15 protein-coding genes are annotated in these 15658 nt (G+C 62.5%); 6 read left to right on the top strand and 9 right to left on the bottom strand.

All coding sequences use genetic code 11. The annotated features are described in order from the left end of the window. Positions 1-175: 175 nt before the first annotated feature. The 6 genes from EEB13_RS03080 to EEB13_RS03055 form a co-directional block, all read right to left on the bottom strand. Entirely contained in the window at positions 176-1156 is a 981-nt protein-coding gene (locus EEB13_RS03080) for a phosphotriesterase (protein ID WP_141484558.1), read from the bottom strand. A 159-nt stretch (positions 1157-1315) separates the two neighbouring features. Next, positions 1316-2368 carry an LLM class flavin-dependent oxidoreductase gene (locus EEB13_RS03075; protein ID WP_141484557.1) on the bottom strand — a complete coding sequence of 351 codons (1053 nt, stop codon included), beginning with the start codon at positions 2366-2368 and terminating at the stop codon, positions 1316-1318. A 10-nt stretch (positions 2369-2378) separates the two neighbouring features. Next, positions 2379-2645 (bottom strand): CoA-transferase, encoded by a 267-nt coding sequence (locus EEB13_RS03070; protein ID WP_141484556.1) that lies wholly within the window; start codon positions 2643-2645, stop codon positions 2379-2381. Between the two features lie 41 nt (positions 2646-2686). After that, a complete protein-coding gene (locus EEB13_RS03065) occupies positions 2687-4051 on the bottom strand; it encodes an MFS transporter (protein WP_141484555.1) in 1365 nt (454 codons plus the stop codon). Between the two features lie 238 nt (positions 4052-4289). Continuing rightward, positions 4290-4739, bottom strand: coding sequence for a DUF4158 domain-containing protein (locus EEB13_RS31370; RefSeq protein ID WP_187328477.1), 450 nt, complete (start codon positions 4737-4739; stop codon positions 4290-4292). A 314-nt stretch (positions 4740-5053) separates the two neighbouring features. Next, on the bottom strand, positions 5054-7540 hold the full coding sequence (locus EEB13_RS03055) for a chitobiase/beta-hexosaminidase C-terminal domain-containing protein (protein WP_141484554.1): 2487 nt from the start codon (positions 7538-7540) through the stop codon (positions 5054-5056). A gap of 106 nt (positions 7541-7646) precedes the next feature. On the opposite strand from EEB13_RS03055, the gene EEB13_RS03050 reads away from it, so the two are divergent. After that, on the top strand, positions 7647-7904 hold the full coding sequence (locus EEB13_RS03050) for a hypothetical protein (RefSeq protein ID WP_141484553.1): 258 nt from the start codon (positions 7647-7649) through the stop codon (positions 7902-7904). Positions 7905-8040: 136 nt separating this feature from the next. Here EEB13_RS03050 and EEB13_RS03045 read toward each other — a convergent pair whose 3' ends face one another. From EEB13_RS03045 to EEB13_RS03035, 3 genes are read right to left on the bottom strand one after another with little or no spacing between them, the layout of a single operon-like run. Continuing rightward, positions 8041-8466 (bottom strand): hypothetical protein, encoded by a 426-nt coding sequence (locus tag EEB13_RS03045; RefSeq protein WP_141484552.1) that lies wholly within the window; start codon positions 8464-8466, stop codon positions 8041-8043. Next, positions 8426-9640, bottom strand: coding sequence for a TIGR03364 family FAD-dependent oxidoreductase (locus EEB13_RS03040; RefSeq protein ID WP_141484551.1), 1215 nt, complete (start codon positions 9638-9640; stop codon positions 8426-8428). The genes EEB13_RS03045 and EEB13_RS03040 overlap by 41 nt, the downstream gene beginning before the upstream one ends. Positions 9641-9678: 38 nt before the next feature. Continuing rightward, positions 9679-10392, bottom strand: coding sequence for a GntR family transcriptional regulator (locus EEB13_RS03035; RefSeq protein ID WP_187328475.1), 714 nt, complete (start codon positions 10390-10392; stop codon positions 9679-9681). A 108-nt stretch (positions 10393-10500) separates the two neighbouring features. Between EEB13_RS03035 and EEB13_RS03030 the strand changes: the two genes are divergently transcribed. Genes EEB13_RS03030 through EEB13_RS03010 form a run of 5 tightly spaced genes read left to right on the top strand, consistent with a single transcriptional unit; the run spans position 10501 to position 15650 of the window. Further along, a complete protein-coding gene (locus EEB13_RS03030) occupies positions 10501-11217 on the top strand; it encodes a phosphonatase-like hydrolase (RefSeq protein WP_141484550.1) in 717 nt (238 codons plus the stop codon). A 49-nt stretch (positions 11218-11266) separates the two neighbouring features. Further along, the gene (locus EEB13_RS03025; RefSeq protein ID WP_141484549.1) at positions 11267-12235 is read left to right on the top strand and encodes a phosphate/phosphite/phosphonate ABC transporter substrate-binding protein; all 969 of its coding nucleotides are present in this window, start codon (positions 11267-11269) and stop codon (positions 12233-12235) included. Between the two features lie 3 nt (positions 12236-12238). Next, on the top strand, positions 12239-13039 hold the full coding sequence (gene phnC, locus EEB13_RS03020; protein WP_141484548.1) for a phosphonate ABC transporter ATP-binding protein: 801 nt from the start codon (positions 12239-12241) through the stop codon (positions 13037-13039). Beyond that, entirely contained in the window at positions 13036-14619 is a 1584-nt protein-coding gene (gene phnE / locus EEB13_RS03015) for a phosphonate ABC transporter, permease protein PhnE (RefSeq protein ID WP_141484547.1), read from the top strand. The genes phnC and phnE overlap by 4 nt, the downstream gene beginning before the upstream one ends. Continuing rightward, positions 14595-15650, top strand: a complete 1056-nt coding sequence (locus EEB13_RS03010; RefSeq protein WP_141484546.1) for a zinc-binding dehydrogenase — start codon at positions 14595-14597, stop codon at positions 15648-15650. Before phnE ends, EEB13_RS03010 begins: the two co-directional genes overlap by 25 nt. Positions 15651-15658: the final 8 nt, after the last annotated feature.

Below are 15658 nucleotides of genomic sequence, written 5' to 3'. Positions count from 1 at the left end.
ATCGCGGATCGGTCCTATTTCGTCCAGCCGGAGCAACGTTGCCAGATGCAGTGCGTCATGAGCGTCGGTCTTGACGCAAATGTAGGCACTACCGATCCAGACAGCGCCTACTCGGCAACCCACGGCAACTTGCAATCGAGGCCCCGGCCCAGAATCGGGCCGACCCCCATACCGTCTAGCCGGTTCCAGATGCCCCAGCCGCGAATATTTCCCGTGGGTTATCCACAAGCATGGTCTCGATATCTCGTGGCGTGACGCCCGCGTCCAACAATGCAGGGACGACGTCGTCGACGATGTGGTGGAACTGCCAGTTAGGCCAGTTTTGTGCACGGTAGTCGTCAGGAACGTTCTGGGTGTGACATGAAGTGTCGTGGGACAACACCATTCGCGATGCGTATCCACGCTGCACTAATGCTGCGACAGTGGCCACTCGCTTCTCGAACGTCATGAAGCCGTCGAGACCGAATCGGTCCATGCCGAGGTAGGACCCAGCATCGATCAAGCGCTGCAGGTAATCCAGATCGTCGGTGTCCCCACTGTGGCCGATGACCACAGCACCGAGATCTACTCCTTCCTCCGCGAAGATCTTCTGCTGATCCAAGCCGCGCTCGGCCAATGCATCGGTGTGCGTGGAAATGGGAACACCGGTGATGAGATGTGCACGGGCGACGGCCCGCAGAATTCTCTCGATATCGGGAGTCACACCAGGAGCATCGGTGACGCACTTGAGGATTCCCGCCCTGATCCCGGTTCCCGCGATGCCCTCGGTGATGTCCTTGACGAACATGTCGACAAGAGGCTCCTCACCCCCGAGCAGTCGGCCAGGCCCCCGCACACGAAGGTACGTCGGCAGATCGGCAAAGGTATAGAACCCTGTCGCAGCGATGATCGTCACCGGCGACTTCTCTGCTACGGCCCGCACCCGTCGGATATCCCTACCCAAACCCAACACCGTCAAATCGACGATCGTGTCGATACCGGCGCCTTTCAGTGCAATCAGCTTTTTGACTGCATCTTCCGTGCGTTCGTCGTCGTCCCATGTCTCGGGGTAGTTGACCTGATACTCGTGGTTCATCACGAACACGTGCTCATGCATGAGCACACGCCCGAGTTGCCGGCAGTCGATCTCGCCGGTCACGGTCTGAACAGTGGCCATCGGTGTGAATTCCTCCATACGCGCGAGCTGTGGAATCTATCTACAAGTGGTCAAATCTCTACGGCTTCAAGCCATCCGCGGGGCCGGCCTCGGACCGCCACCCAAAATACTCGTGATCGAACCGGGGCCGATGTGCGACCCCGGTTCGATTGCGCAGAGTCAGAGTTGCGGGCGCACTTTCTCGGCGAATGTGGTCATCGACTGGAGAACCTGTTCCTGTGGCTGGCTCCCGCCGCCGTCGAACCAGAGGACCAATCCTCCGAGGCCCGTGTAACTGTGGAAAGATGCCACTTCTTCCGCGACGTCATCTGGCGACCCCAGAATAAGCATCTTGCGTTCGACGTATTGCTCGAAAGTGAGATCCTCGATGCTGAGGCCAACCTTGGCGCGGTTCTTCTTCTCCCCAACGAACCACATATAGCCCTCGCGGAATTCGCGTCTGGCCTGCTCGGCGGTATCGGCGACATGGGTTGCTTTGAACTGTGAGCTGCGAGCGAGGTTTTCATCGATCGCGTCGAACGAGTGTCCTGCCGCACGTGCCTCCTCACGGTAGACCTCGACCAACGACTTCGCCTGCTCACGGGTCGCACCTCCGAGCACGAACGCGAAACCTTGGCGGGCGGCCGACCGGAGTGACTCCTCACTCGAACTGACCATGACGTAGGTCGGCGGAATGGGCTTTTGGAACACCTCCGGGAAAAGTTCGACTTCGTCGATCGTTTCACCGGCACCGGGCACCTGGTAATACTTGCCCTGGAAATTGACCTTCCCGGTCCGCCATGCCTGCATGACGATTTCGAGGACCTCGTTGTAGCGCTCCTCACGCTCGGACAGGTCGATGTTGTAGGCCTGGAACTCGACCGGGTCATAACCCTTGCCGATGCCGAAGTTCAGCCGGCCACTACTCAACTGGTCAATGTAGGCGTAGTCCTCGGCCAGGCGCAGCGGGTGATGCATCGGCAACCGCGAGACCGCGGATCCGACACGAATCCGTGTCGTGGCGGCCGCAGCCGCGGCCAGCAACAGTTGCGCCGAAGCCGTAATTCCGAACTTGCGGCCGTTGTGCTCGGCCACCCAGGCATCTTCGAAACCGAGCTCGTCGGCATGTTTGATCTGCTCGAGTGCTTTGTTCACCGCTACGTTGTGGCTGTGCCACGGCGGAACAGTGGACAAAGCGAAGACTCCATAACGGGGAGTAGATGCAGAACTCATTGCTATCCAATCAGTAAGTGGTCGGTGTACTCGTTATCGACAAGGCAACTCTGAAGGACGGACCGGTGCGCTCACGGACGTAGTCGATCGTGATCTCCGGCGCCAACTCCCGGAGAACGAGCCAGCCCTCGGTGACGTCGAAAACACAGAGGGCGTTGATGATTCGGTCGACCACACCGACGCCGGTGATCGGCAGCGTGCAGGAATCGACGGTCTTGAACGTGCCATCCTTGGCGACGTGCTCCATCAAGACGATGCCCCTGTTTGCTCCGCCCACAAGATCGATCCATTCCGCCCCACCAGGTCATAGACGTTCGATCAGGTCATAGACGTTCGATCACGTTCGATTAGGTCATCGGGTGGCCGCGCGGTAACTCCATTTTCAGAGTCCCGGTCGGCGTCGTTGAAGTAGTTGCTGATCCTCCGCGAGAAGTAGAGCACGACCAGCCCGGCGGCGGAGGCCGCTACTACGAGGTAGGCGGGAGCGAACGAGCTACCGGTCTTGGCGAGTAGTTGCGAGGCGTACGGTGTCAGGCCGGCACCGAAGATGACGCCGATGCTGTATCCGAACGCGACCGCCGAGTAGCGGATGTGGCGGGGGAACATCTCGGTGAAAATGCCGAACATGGGCGGGGCCTGCAACCCGACGGCGAACTGCCACACCGCAATGAGAACAGCCAGCACCCCAATGCCGGGGGCCGTGTCGATGACCCAGAAGACGGGCACCGCCACGATCAGGGACACGGTGAAGCCGATGCTGAGCATCCGGGGCTTGCCGATTCGGTCGGAGAGCCTGCCCGACAGCAGCATCCCCCCGATGGTGACCGCTTGCATCAGACCCATCAGCAAGAAGACGTCGGCCTGCTTCATTCCGATGTCGGAGATCAGGTGGATCGCCATATACGTCGAACCGACAGCGCCGATCAGGTTCGTGACGAGGGCGAACACGGCGACCCTGGCGATGTTGGCGGGCATCGCGCGCACCGCGGTCAGGAACGGCGCCTTGGTGATCTCCGACTTCTCGACCATCTTCTCGAACTCCGGCGAGTCCTCGAGCCCGGCCCGCACCCACAGGGTGATCAGCGTCAGTGGCAGGCACAGCAGGAACGGGATCCGCCACCCCCACGCCTCCATCTGTGCCGAGGTAGTGCTCAGTGCGATCACCCCGGCGACCACACCGGCCAGCCCGACCCCGGTGTTGGAGCCCATCGGCGTCAGCGCCGCATAGAAGCCGCGTCGGCGCTTCGGCGCGGACTCGGCGACGTAGGTCGCCGCCCCGATGATCTCACCGCCTGCTGAGAACCCCTGCACCAGGCGCACGATGACCAGCAGTATCGGTGCGATGACGCCGACAGTCGCATAGGTTGGTAATAGTCCGAGTACCACGGACGCCGCGCCCATCGGCACCACCGTCGCGATCAGTGCAACCTTGCGTCCCCGGCGATCTCCGACCCACCCGAAGAAGATGCCGCCGAGCGGGCGGACGACATACGCGGTTGCGAACACCAGGAGTCCCGACAGGATCGACGTCGCCTGGCTGTGGCTGGGAAAAAACTGCGGGGCGATCACGATCATGAGCAACCCGTAGCTGGCGAACTCGAAGTACTCGATCAGGGTGCCGAGAAATCCGGCAGCTCCTGCCCTCTTGCTGATCCGGGCGGCCGCACGTTGCTGAGGCATCATGGTTCCTCCTAATCTTCGGGACGTCGTGTAGCCAGTGACTACCGCCGGTCAAGTGCACCGAATCCGGACCTCCTTTGTCAATATATTTAGTGCACTCTTTTTTTAAGACGCCTTTCGGTATCACTAGACGGATCTTCGTTCTGGGCAAAGTTTCTTTTGTAGACAGGCTATTTGCTGTCCATGCAAGGTTCACATGATAATGCTCGCGGCCATGCTGGGTGCCTAATTAGTGGCCTCATTATGACCGGTGGGGCTTTGTGATCAGATCCAGCATCGTGTAACCCGGTAATTCGTAGCGGGCCCGGACCAGTTCCTCGAGCGCCACGCTGATCAGGTCGGCCGGATCGTCCTCGGTCTGCTCCGCCGCCCGGATCGCCTGTTCGGCGACCGCCCGCGCCTTCGCCGCCTCGTAACCAATGGCATGGAGGTGTAAACTTCGCGGCAGCGCACAGACGTCCTGACGGTTATTGCGGCATGGCCGTCCTGGGTGCGGCAGTGGTCGTCTCGGGAATTCTTCGTGGCGTCCTAATTTAAGTTCTCCTCGACGGCGCTGCAGCGCAAGCCGTGGAAGAAGCCATCGTTGCCTACGAGGCGGATAGCGATTCCCGCGTCGCGCCCGGTAGCGTGAACGGGCGATGAAGTTCTTCCGTTCGCCGCTTGCGGCACAACGGTTTCTGGCGTTGTTCACTGCGATCTTGCCGCACTCCCGGCCAGGATATGAGCTCACCGCGAGCGCTTACTGTGCTGAAATGGCCGACTGTCCGAACCAGGAACGGTGTCACCGGTGTGTACGCCGTCCGGACTGGTGTTCAAGCAGTTAGATCCGCCCAATGATGGACGAATTCTGTTGACCCCCAGTTATGTTCAGTCAATTTGATACATCCGCTGAGGTCGAGGCCAATGCTGGGGCATTGATCGGTGAGACAGTCTCTGACGACGTTGCCTCCCCGTCTCATAAGGCGGGGAGGCAACGTCGTCAGTGTGTCGGTACGGGCAGAAATGTCAACTGCCGGAGACCGATCCGAGGGATCCGGTCGCGGGCGGGTCAACTACTGGTGCAGCGGTGACATTGACGGTGGCGGTGAGTGTCAGATCTGGATTGACACCGTTGGCCGCCTTGAGGGTGAACGTGTAAGTACCTGCAACGGTTGGTGTTCCGGACAGTACGCCGTCGGTGAAGGTCATACCGGTGGGCAGCTTCGCGGGGTCGACCACCGACACAACGGGGGTGGGGTTTCCGGTGACCGTGAATTCACGGGTCAATGCCGTTCCGGCAACAGCATCGAGTGTGACAGGTCCGGCGTCGGTGAACATCGGTGCCGACGGAACATCCACCTCGGCCGCATCGAAGAAGATGCCCCCGAGTACGCCGTTCGGGCCCGAGGTAGCCGAAGCCCTGATCTGTACCGACTGGTCGATCTGATACGAAAGCCACATCCCGTGCTTGTTGTCCGCGACAGCCTGGACCGGCGTCAGAGCAGCGCCGTCGGTGCTGTACAGCGCAACGGTCTGCTGGCGAGCCGTGTCGTAACTGTTCACGTACACGCGCAGCGTGTAGGCGTCACCGTCCCCGATCGCGACATCCACCTGCGCCGGTGTGCCGAACCAGGTCGACGCGCGTCGGCTGGTTCCCGCGGGCGGCACTTGCAGCGCCGCCGCATGGGTCGAGGTCGGTTCCCACGCGTATGCCGCAGTGCCGCTCGCCGGCGTGACCGTGACGCCCTCGGGCAGGCTGGATGCGTCGCTCGGGATCGCGTAGCCGAGCGCACCGTACGTGCCGATCCAGTTGCCTTGGGTCGTGGTGTCGATGACGGGAAGCCCGGTCGGACGAGTACCCGGTGTGGTGAACTCGAGCTGCTTCGGCTCTGAACGCGCGCCCCACACATCGACGGCCGTCACGGTCGCGACGTAGTCCGTTCCAGGTGTCAGCTCGGCGGTTGCCGAGTCCAGCGGGATGCCGAGTCTGACCGACAACGGAATTTCGAGGACCGATGGGCGTGGGGAGAAGAAGAAGTCACTCGAGCTCACTGTTCCCGCTCGGAGCGGAAGACCGGGAAGACCGGTGTCGGCCTCCAATACCTTCACGTCATAGCCGTAAACCATGTCGTCGCTGGTTGCAGCAGGGACGCGCAGCACGGTTTCGGACTCCGTAGCCTCAATGGTGGGGTCTGCACCCATGACCGGGGGCGTGCTGTCGGTTCGCGCCGCGTCCGTGTACGCGAAGTTCGCCTTGATCTCCTCGGCGGTGGACCCGTCCAGGCGGATGTTCCACGTCGGGCCTGCCAAGGTGCCTGCTCCATCGGCAGGCAGAGTGTCCGAGAACGGTTCCCACTCCCCATTGCGATAGAGCCGCTTGGCCTGGCCGTTGTACGCGATCCGGTCGACCTCCGTTCGATCGGCATATACCTCGACGAAGAGCCCCTGCTGAGTCGCCAACGGGAATGTGTCGAGCAGTTTGTCGCCGTAGATTTGGTACGAGTCGCGCGGAATCTGGGCGTAGGACATCGATCCGTCGTTCAGTGCGGTGAAGTCCTTTTGGTGAATCGACTTCTCGCTGTTGAGGTTCAGGTGCGAATGCCCCGAGATGTAGACGGCCTGCGGGTAGGCGGCGAGGTCTTGTGACAGGGTCGGATTCGAGGCCTGAGCGCCGTTGTTGACCGTTCCAGGGACGGGACGGTGCGCGACGACGAAGACCGGCTTGTTCAGCCCGCCCGGTTCCGCCGTGATAGCAGCTAGCCGCTCCTGCAGCCACGTGCGCTGCGCGCCGCTGTATGCCTCGGTGTTGAGTCCGAGAAAGTGGTAGCCGTTCACGACCTTGTCGAAGTAGCCTCCGCCAGTGTGAGGGAACCACTCCGTCGGGTAGTACTGCGTCATCACGTTCAATCGGTCATCGTGATTGCCGAAGGTCATCATTACCTGCGAGTCGAGGTCGTGGGTTTGGAGCCCGTGGTTGAGAAGATTCACCACGTCTTCGTGATCGTGACCCGTGTCGAAGTTGTTGTCAGAGATCTGATCTCCGTTGGAGATGATCAGATCGGGTGACTGAAGCGAGGTGATCGTGTCGAAGTAGCTGCTCCAGCGGGCCTTGGTGGCGTCGTCCGAGGTTGTGGTTTCGATGTCAGACATGACCACGAAGGAGAGCAAGGGCTTCTCGTTCGTCTTGATGAGGTACCCCGCGACCTCCGTCGGGCTCACCTCGTCGCCACGGATGGAGACCGCTGCAAGGTTCGACGATTCGTCGATCGTGATCGGGCCTGTGTAGCGAGCGCTGCTCGCAGTCGGCGCTGACCCGTCCAACGTGTAGCGGATTTCGGCACCTGCGGCTGCGCTGAGTGTCACTGTCGTGGGGCCGACATAGCGGCCGCCGTCTTGGCTGAAGCTCGGTGCAGCGAGCTCGCCGATCTCGCTGGATTGCAGCACAGGGCTTGCGCCCCACGCAATCGCGCTTGAAGCGGCCATTACGACCGCCGCCATCTGTGTGATGGACATTGAATGGTTCTCCTCAAAAATTTCGTTCGGGAATTTCGATCGGGCCTCGGAAACGGGCCTCGGAAACGGGCAGCGCTCAGCGCCACGCCCAGTACTCTCGCACCGAATGGCTCTATTTCCTGCTTATTTTTGGAAGTATTTAGACAATGTTTACCTACTGTTGAATCGAGTGAACAGCAGGATTTTCCTGCCGATTGCCGACGACAAGCTGCACAACGCAGCCCGGCGCATCGGCATGATGATTACGCCGCCATCGACTCCACTTGAGAGGTTGCGAGTCCAGCTCTCGTCGCGCCTTGACGAGGCGTCGATCGAGTTCCCGCAGAGGGAGTCGCCGACTGAGCAGCATGCCGCCGAACAGTGAAAATAGTTCCAGCACAAAGAATTTGTGGGCACGGCTGTCGTCACGTAGCCACACAGTCAGGTCGACCCGTGCGGGCTCGCGCGCTTCCCCCAGCCTGCCTCCACGTCAGTATTGGGGTACAGCGACGAATGACGGACTAGAAGGACGTGCTGTCGGGACACTCACACACTGGGATATGCGCGGTACTTACGAATCGGTGGTGACCGGTAGGTGTGTGGTGAAGACGCACCCGAGTTTTATTCGCCGCTTCTCCCGGTGTGATCTGCAGCAATTCTGCGCGGTCGCCGTCCGCGCAGTCCTCGGACCGCCTGGCCGGGATGCGGGTGGTGGTCATGCCCTTCGTGGGTGCCTCGGTGTACGAGCCGATGGCAAGCGGCAGAATGACTTTGGGCTCAGTGACGACGGTTGTTGGTCCGCGACGTTTCACGCGGCCGCCGACGAGTAGTGCCCGCATCGGTTGACGGAGTGTTTCCCGAGAGACGTCAAGGACAGCTGGGCGCTCGTCGGATGCCGCAACGTCTTCATCGACGCGTTCCGCTGGCGCGCAGGGTGGGGTCGGCAACTGTCACCGGCACCTGGGCACTCGCAACCTGTGCGAGTGCTCTCGAATCGGGGTCTTCGAGGATGCGGGCGATGTTGGTTTCGGCGAGTCCCATGCTGGTGGTCATACCGATGCCGGTGGTGACCGTGACGATGTGAACGCCGGGCGTCGGTGTTGCGAGAAGAAACTCAGAACCCGGCGCGGAGCTGTAGAGACCTTGCCATCGCTCGGTGACGTCGATTCGGTCGACGCCGAAGATCGCTCGCGTTTCCCGCAGTAGCACCTCGAACCCTGCTTCGCTCTGAAATGGCGGTGCTGTGATGTCGCGAAAATGGATGTCGCCGATCAGGATTGATCCGTCGGGCTGCGGGGTGTACATCTGATGCAGGTCGAGTTCGACGTAGTCCGGGAACTCTGCCCGCAGACGTTCTGCCAGTAGGGGAGCGCCGGGCAAGTCCGCGAAGCCGGAGTACCGAAGCAGTGACCATCCCGTGAACAAGGGCGTGGAAAGCGCGAACTTCAAGGGCAGTTCGGCACGCATCATGTGGAGGCGGCACCGCACGAGTCCACCGTCTTCGGCGTAGTCGGGGAAGAGTCGGTCGATGTCGTGATTGACTGTGACGAAAACGGTATCTGCGGCAAGGCGGCCCCGGGTCGTGTGTACGACGCCGGGTTCGAATGATGTTGCAGCTGTTCGCCAGTGGAAGTGGACGCCTGACATTTCGAGCCACCGCGCGATGGACGGCGCGGCTGTGCGGGGGTCGACCTGTAGGTCGTCGGGCATGTACATGCCACCGACGACACCGTCACCCGAGACCGGTAGGCGATCGAGGGTTTCGCTTCGGTCGAGTAACCGTGCGCGTTCTGGGCCATGTAGGTCGACGAACTGTTGCAGGACGGCGAATTCGTCGTCGTGTCGGGCGAGGCAGTGGGTACCTGTTTCGGCTGACCAGAAGCCGGCTTTCTGCGACAGGTCGAGCCAGTGTCGACGGCCTGCCTGCGCGTAGGTCAACGCGTCGCCGGATTGCGCACTGATGCAGGCGTGGCCGAAGTTCTGCACCGACGCCCCCGCGACCGCGTCGGCGTGATCCACCACGGCCACCGTCATGCCCTGCTGGAGAGCGTGATAGGCGTGGGCAAGGCCGACGATACCTGCGCCGACGACGACAACGTCGAAGTGGGTTCGAACTCTCACGTGAGTTTCTCTTTCTCGGTATGCGAACAGATCTGGTGTCAGGCGCCCATGACGGCGGTGAAGGTCATGCGGTCGCCGCGATAGAGCGAGCGCCGCTGTTCGATCGGTACACCCTGGTCGTCGTACGAGGTTCGGTTGAGCAGAAACATCGGCGTTCTGGTATCGACGGTCAGGAGTGCCGCTTCTCGGGCGTCAGGAAGAACCGTCTCGATGGTGTCGACGACGGGGCCGAATATGATTCCGCGCGTGCGTAATTCCGCGTACAGCGAGGTGCGATAGTCGAAGGTCTCGATCAGGCCGGGTATGCGGTCTGCGGGTATGCGCGTGGTCTCGAGACCGACGCGAGTGTCGTCGGTGGTGAAGACGCGTTCGAGTTGGACCACCGGCGCACCGGTGTCGATATGCAGCAGTTCGGCGAGTTCGGCGTCCGCGCTGTAGGTGCTCCAGCCGACCAGAATGCGAGTGGCTGACATTCCCTTCTCTCGCGCGGCTTCGGTGTACGACCCGATGGCGAGCGGCAGAACGACTTTCGGTGCAGCCACCACGGTGGTGCGTCCTCGGCGCTCGATCCTGCCCGCCACCAGTAGCTCGCGGATGGCTTGGCGCAACGTCTCTCGCGAAACATCGTGCGCGTCGGCCAGGTCCCGTTCGGAGGGGAACGGATCGCCGGGCGACATGCCCTCGAGTAGGGAGTCGAGACTCTTGCGCACTACTTGATGCTTGAGCATCCGGGGTTCGGTGTCGACAACCATGAGCTCACACTACCATTTGTTGGTCTAGACCAAATGGTTGTCGAATGTTCACCGGCCGTTCATCGCCAGACCTCCCAATGGTCTATACCAACCGGCATGGTGTGCACCATGCCTAATGCGACCGTCCCAGCCCACACCGCACCACTCACCGAAACTCCCGCGATCGAACTCGTCGTCATGGACATGGCCGGAACCACGGTCACCGACGACGGCTTGGTTGTCGGCGCATTCGATACCGCCGCCACCACCGTCGGGCTCGCCGAAGACGGTCCCGAACGCGATCGCGCACGTCAGTACGTCCAGGACACGATGGGTCAGTCCAAGATCGAGGTATTTCGTGCCTTGTTCGGTGACGAGGACCGAGCGCATGCCGCCAACCGCGCCTTCGAAGAGGCGTACGACGCCCGCATCGTCGACGGTGTAGCCCCCGTACCCGGCGCCGCCGACACCATCTCCCGTCTGCGCGCCGCCGGCATCACCGTCGTCCTGACCACGGGCTTCTCGCCCTCCACCCAGGAACAGATCCTTACTGCACTCGGGTGGACCGATCTCGCCGACGCCTACCTGGCACCGGGCGACGCAGGCCGCGGCCGCCCGTTCCCGGACCTCGTCCTCACCGCCGCATTGCGAGCCCAGGTCAGCGACATGACGGCCGTCGCCGTCGTCGGCGACACCTCCAACGACATCGAATCCGGCCGACGTGCAGGCGCCTCCCTTCTCGTCGGCGTCCTCACCGGCGCGCACTCGGAAAACCAACTGCGTACCGCCGAGCCCACCCACATTCTCGCCAGCGTCGCCGACCTCCCCGCCCTGATCCTGTCCTGAACCGCCCCTTTCCCGGGACTGACACACTCACCGAACGGACACCACAGCCATGATTGCTCTCGCCTCCCGCCGCGCCGGTATCGCCGCCGCTTTGTTCTCGGTCACAGCCCTCGTCGCTGCTGGTTGTTCCGGCTCCGGCGCTGAAACCACCACCGAGCAGGGATTTCCGAAAACCCTGACACTGGCGGCGATTCCGGCCGAAAACTCCACCGACCTCAGGGCCAGCTACGACCCCGTGATCGAACGACTGGAACGCGAGACCGGGGCGAGTGTCGAATTCGTTCAGGCATCCGATTACGCGGGCGTGGTCGAAGGACTCATCGCCGGCAATGTCGACCTCGCGTTCTTCGGTCCCTTCGCTTACGTCGTTGCCGGTATCAATGGTGCGCAGATGACGCCGCTGGGTGCTGTCGTGAAGAACGAAGGAACTCCTCCCGGATACCAGTCCTACGCAATCGCCCGCTCGGACAACAATTCCGTCAACGCTCTCACCGACTATGCAGGTAAGAAGGTCTGCTTCGTCGACCCGAGTTCGACATCCGGATTTCTTTATCCCACTGCAGGACTCATCGAAGAAGGTGTCATCGCCTCCGGTTCGGAAGCAGACATTTCCGCCGCAGTCACCCCCATCTACGCAGGCGGACATGACGCGTCCGCTCTCGCGGTCAAGGCCGGCGACTGCGACGCAGGTTTTGCATTCGACACAATGGTCGACAAGACCATGATCGAGAACGGTGAGTTGGCGCCCGGTGAGCTCAAGACCGTCTGGAAGTCGGAGATGATCGCAGGATCGTTGTTCGCTGCCAACAACGAACTCGGCGCCGACGCGATCGCGAAGCTGAAGGATGTATTCGGTGAGGGTATGAACTCCGCGGCATTTCAGGCGGACGGCATCTGCTCCGACGAATGCCGCATCACCGACGAGCGCGCCTGGGGCGTCGTACCGGCGCAGGACAGCGATTACGACGGCGTCCGCCACGTGTGTGAGGTCACCGGCTCCGAGAAATGCCAGGGCTGACCCATGTCAACCACCAGCCACCGTGACATCGTCGTCAGCGCACACGACGTCACCAAGAAGTTCGGCTCCACGACGGCACTGAAGAACGTCAACCTCGATGTGCACCGAGGTGAGATGCTGGTACTGCTCGGCCTTTCAGGGTCCGGCAAGTCGACCCTGCTGCGCTGCATCAACGGCTTGCATCCGATCACCTCCGGCAGTATCACTGCACTGGATACGCGCCTGGATTCGGCGTCCCGCAGGTCGGTACGCGACCTACGCAAGAACGTCGGATTCATCTTTCAACACTTCAACCTCGTCGGACGCCTCAGCTGTATCGAGAACGTTCTCGTCGGCGGCCTCGGGCGGTTGACGATTCCCCGCTACGGCGCGGTGACCTACCCCAAGGCCATGCGCGGGGAGGCGCTGCGGTGCCTCGACCGCGTCGGACTCGCGGACTTCGCCGAGCGCCGCGCGGACACCCTGTCCGGCGGGCAGCAGCAGCGCGTCGCAATCGCACGCACGCTGATGCAACGGCCGTCCATCGTTCTCGCCGACGAACCCGTCGCCTCACTCGACCCCGAAAACGCCGCCGTCGTGATGGACCTGCTGCAACGGGTGTGCACCGAAGAGAAGCTGACGGTGGTGTGCACCCTGCATCAGGTCGACCTCGCACTCGGCTGGGCGCATCGCCTCGTCGGCCTCCGCGACGGCGAGGTCGTGCTCGACCGTCCGGCAGCCGGACTGCTGCGCGAGGACATCATGCCGATCTACCAGCGCATCGCCCCCGAATCAGACATACGGTCGGCGGCGACGTCGACATGACCCTCACCCTGGAGCCGAAGACCGAACCGCCACAGACCCAGGCGCGCCGACGCTGGCTTCTTCCGTCACTCGGTGCGATCGCCGTCGTCTTGACGATCCTCTCAGCCGGCTACATCGACTTCGCCCCCGCCGCGCTCGTCGACGGACTCGACGACGTCCAGCGGTTGCTCGCGCGCATGCTTCCACCACGCGTCGACGACACCGGCCGGATCGTCTCCCTCGCGTTCGATACCCTGCTCATGGCCGTTCTCGGTACCGTTCTGGCTGCCATAGCCTCGGTTCCCCTTGCCTTCCTCGCGGCACGAAACACCACCCCACACCCGGCCGTGTACGCCGTAGCGCGGGCCGTCATCACCTTCTGTCGCGCAATGCCCGACCTGCTGTTCGCAGTCCTGTTCGTCCGCGCCCTCGGAATCGGCGTTCTTCCGGGAATCCTCGCTCTGGCACTGCACTCGATCGGCATGCTCGGCAAGCTGTTCGCCGACGCCATCGAGGAAACCGACAACGGCCCCCGCGAAGCACTCCGCGCCACAGGCGCCGGATACCTGAGGGAGATGATCAATGCCGTAGTCCCACAGGTTGTTCCCGCATGGATCGGAGCGTTCGTCTACCGAATCGACATCAACCTCCGGATGTCGGTCGTGCTGGGCTTCGTCGGGGCCGGCGGTATCGGTTTCGCGCTACAGGACGCATTGCGTGGGTTGATCTACCCGCGTGCCCTAGGAATCGTCCTCGTCATCCTCGCAATCATCGCCGCGATGGAGTTGGCGGCCATCGTGATCAGGCGGATGCTGCTCGTTCCGTCGAAGGCCGGCCCGCGACGCGATCGGGCGAAGAAGGTGTCCGCCTCGGCAGTGCTGATCGTGTCCACCATCGCCTCGTTCGTCGTCCTCGACATCGACCCGAGGTCATTGCTGACCTGGATCGGACCGTCCATCGACGTGTTCGGTCGCATGGTGCCGCCCGATTTCTCCTCGCTCGGTGTCGAACTCGTCGACGCGGCAGTGCAGACTGTCGCCATCGGCATCGTCGCCACGGCTATCGGTATCGTGCTCTCCATCCCGGTCGGCATCCTCGCTGCACGCAACGTGACCCCACATCCGGTGATCTATTGGGCGGCGAGGTCCTGGATTCTGCTGGTGCGCGCGGTCCCCGAATTGATCCTCGCGGTGGTGTTCGTCGCTGCACTCGGACTCGGACCTGTCGCCGGTACCTGTGCCCTCGCGATCGGTTCAGTCGGGTTTCTGGGCAAACTCGTCGCCGACGCCGTCGAAGAAATCGATCCAGGACCCCTCGAAGCGGTCTCGTCCGTCGGTGGAGGCTGGTGGAACACCATCGTCAATGCGGTCATCCCGCAGGCAGTTCCATCGATGGTCGGATCGAGCCTGTATCTACTCGACGTCAACATCCGCACCTCGACCATCCTGGGCATCGTCGGCGCCGGCGGCATCGGGTTCCTGCTGTTCGAGTCGATACGCACCCTGAACTTCGACGTCGCAGGCGCCATCGTCCTCGTCATCTTCGTTGTCGTCTACACAGTGGAAAGGATTTCCGGATGGATCAGATCACTCCTCGTCTGACGCAGGCGGCAGTGTGGACTCCCGACGGAATCGACATCCGGACGCTCGACATCCCCGAACTCGCCCCGGGTGATGTCCTGGTCCGCATCGATCTCGCCACAGTGTGCGGGAGCGACCTGCATACCGTGTCGGGTCGGCGCCCCGCCGCCTGCCCATCCGTACTCGGTCACGAGGCGGTCGGGAAGGTGGCAGCGATCGGCGACGGAAACAGACCCGCCGTCGTAGGCGACGGCGGGTCGTTGGTCGTCGGTGACCGTGTCGTCTGGTCGGTCACCGTCCCGTGCCAGCAGTGCCCGCGCTGCGCATCCGGGTTCACGGCGAAGTGCATAGGCGTGCGTAAAGTGGGGCACGAATCCGCCCGCGGCGACTGGGTTTTGAGTGGATCGTACGCCGAGCACATCGTCCTACCACGGGGAACAGCAATCGCACGGGTGCCCGATGCGATGCCCGACTCGGTCGCTGCGCCGGCAGCGTGCGCGACCGCGACTGTCATGGCGGCGTTGGAGGCGGCGGGTGCCCTCACAGGGAAACGGGTGTTGATCTTCGGTGCCGGGATGCTCGGTGTCACTGCGGCGGCCGCGTCGGCCGAGTGTAAAGCGGCGACCGTCCGCGTCATCGACCAGGATCCGCTGCGGCAGAGGTTGTCTCGTGCATTTGGAGCGGTCGACGACGACGGTGACTCCACGGACGTGGCTATCGACTTCACCGGCGCCGCGGCGGCTGTTCAATCCGCGTTCGGACGGCTCGATATCGGGGGTCGGCTCGTCCTCGCCGGATCGGTGACACCCGGCCCGCCTATCTCGGTCGATCCCGAGCGTGTTGTGCGGCGGTGGTTGACCATCACCGGTATACACAACTACGAGCCGCGGCACCTCGCCCAGGCAATTGCGTTCCTCGGGGCGACTGGCGAGCAGTACCCGTGGGCCGAGTTGGTCGACACCCCTGTTCCTCTCGCCGATCTGACGCGCGTACTGGCTCCGACACCACCGGGAATACTGCGATCATCGGTGTCGCCCCACACCTGTTCTTGACGTGCTCG

The sequence above is a fragment of the Rhodococcus sp. WS3 genome, assembly GCF_003797085.1.
Taxonomy (GTDB): Bacteria; Actinomycetota; Actinomycetes; order Mycobacteriales; family Mycobacteriaceae; genus Rhodococcus_F; species Rhodococcus_F globerula.
This window is presented reverse-complemented; position numbering and strand designations above follow the sequence as displayed.

What these genes read in the sequence shown, in the direction of transcription:
- EEB13_RS03055 (WP_141484554.1), bottom strand. Translation starts at nt 7,540, where the DNA reads ATGTCCATCACACAGATGGCGGCGGTCGTAATGGCCGCTTCAAGCGCG.
- phnE (WP_141484547.1), top strand. Translation starts at nt 13,036, where the DNA reads ATGACCCTCACCCTGGAGCCGAAGACCGAACCGCCACAGACCCAGGCG.
- EEB13_RS03025 (WP_141484549.1), top strand. Translation starts at nt 11,267, where the DNA reads ATGATTGCTCTCGCCTCCCGCCGCGCCGGTATCGCCGCCGCTTTGTTC.
- EEB13_RS03075 (WP_141484557.1), bottom strand. Translation starts at nt 2,368, where the DNA reads ATGAGTTCTGCATCTACTCCCCGTTATGGAGTCTTCGCTTTGTCCACT.
- EEB13_RS03010 (WP_141484546.1), top strand. Translation starts at nt 14,595, where the DNA reads ATGGATCAGATCACTCCTCGTCTGACGCAGGCGGCAGTGTGGACTCCC.
- EEB13_RS03050 (WP_141484553.1), top strand. Translation starts at nt 7,647, where the DNA reads ATGGCTCTATTTCCTGCTTATTTTTGGAAGTATTTAGACAATGTTTAC.
- EEB13_RS03080 (WP_141484558.1), bottom strand. Translation starts at nt 1,156, where the DNA reads ATGGCCACTGTTCAGACCGTGACCGGCGAGATCGACTGCCGGCAACTC.
- EEB13_RS03030 (WP_141484550.1), top strand. Translation starts at nt 10,501, where the DNA reads ATGCCTAATGCGACCGTCCCAGCCCACACCGCACCACTCACCGAAACT.
- EEB13_RS03035 (WP_187328475.1), bottom strand. Translation starts at nt 10,392, where the DNA reads ATGGTTGTCGACACCGAACCCCGGATGCTCAAGCATCAAGTAGTGCGC.
- EEB13_RS03065 (WP_141484555.1), bottom strand. Translation starts at nt 4,051, where the DNA reads ATGATGCCTCAGCAACGTGCGGCCGCCCGGATCAGCAAGAGGGCAGGA.
- phnC (WP_141484548.1), top strand. Translation starts at nt 12,239, where the DNA reads ATGTCAACCACCAGCCACCGTGACATCGTCGTCAGCGCACACGACGTC.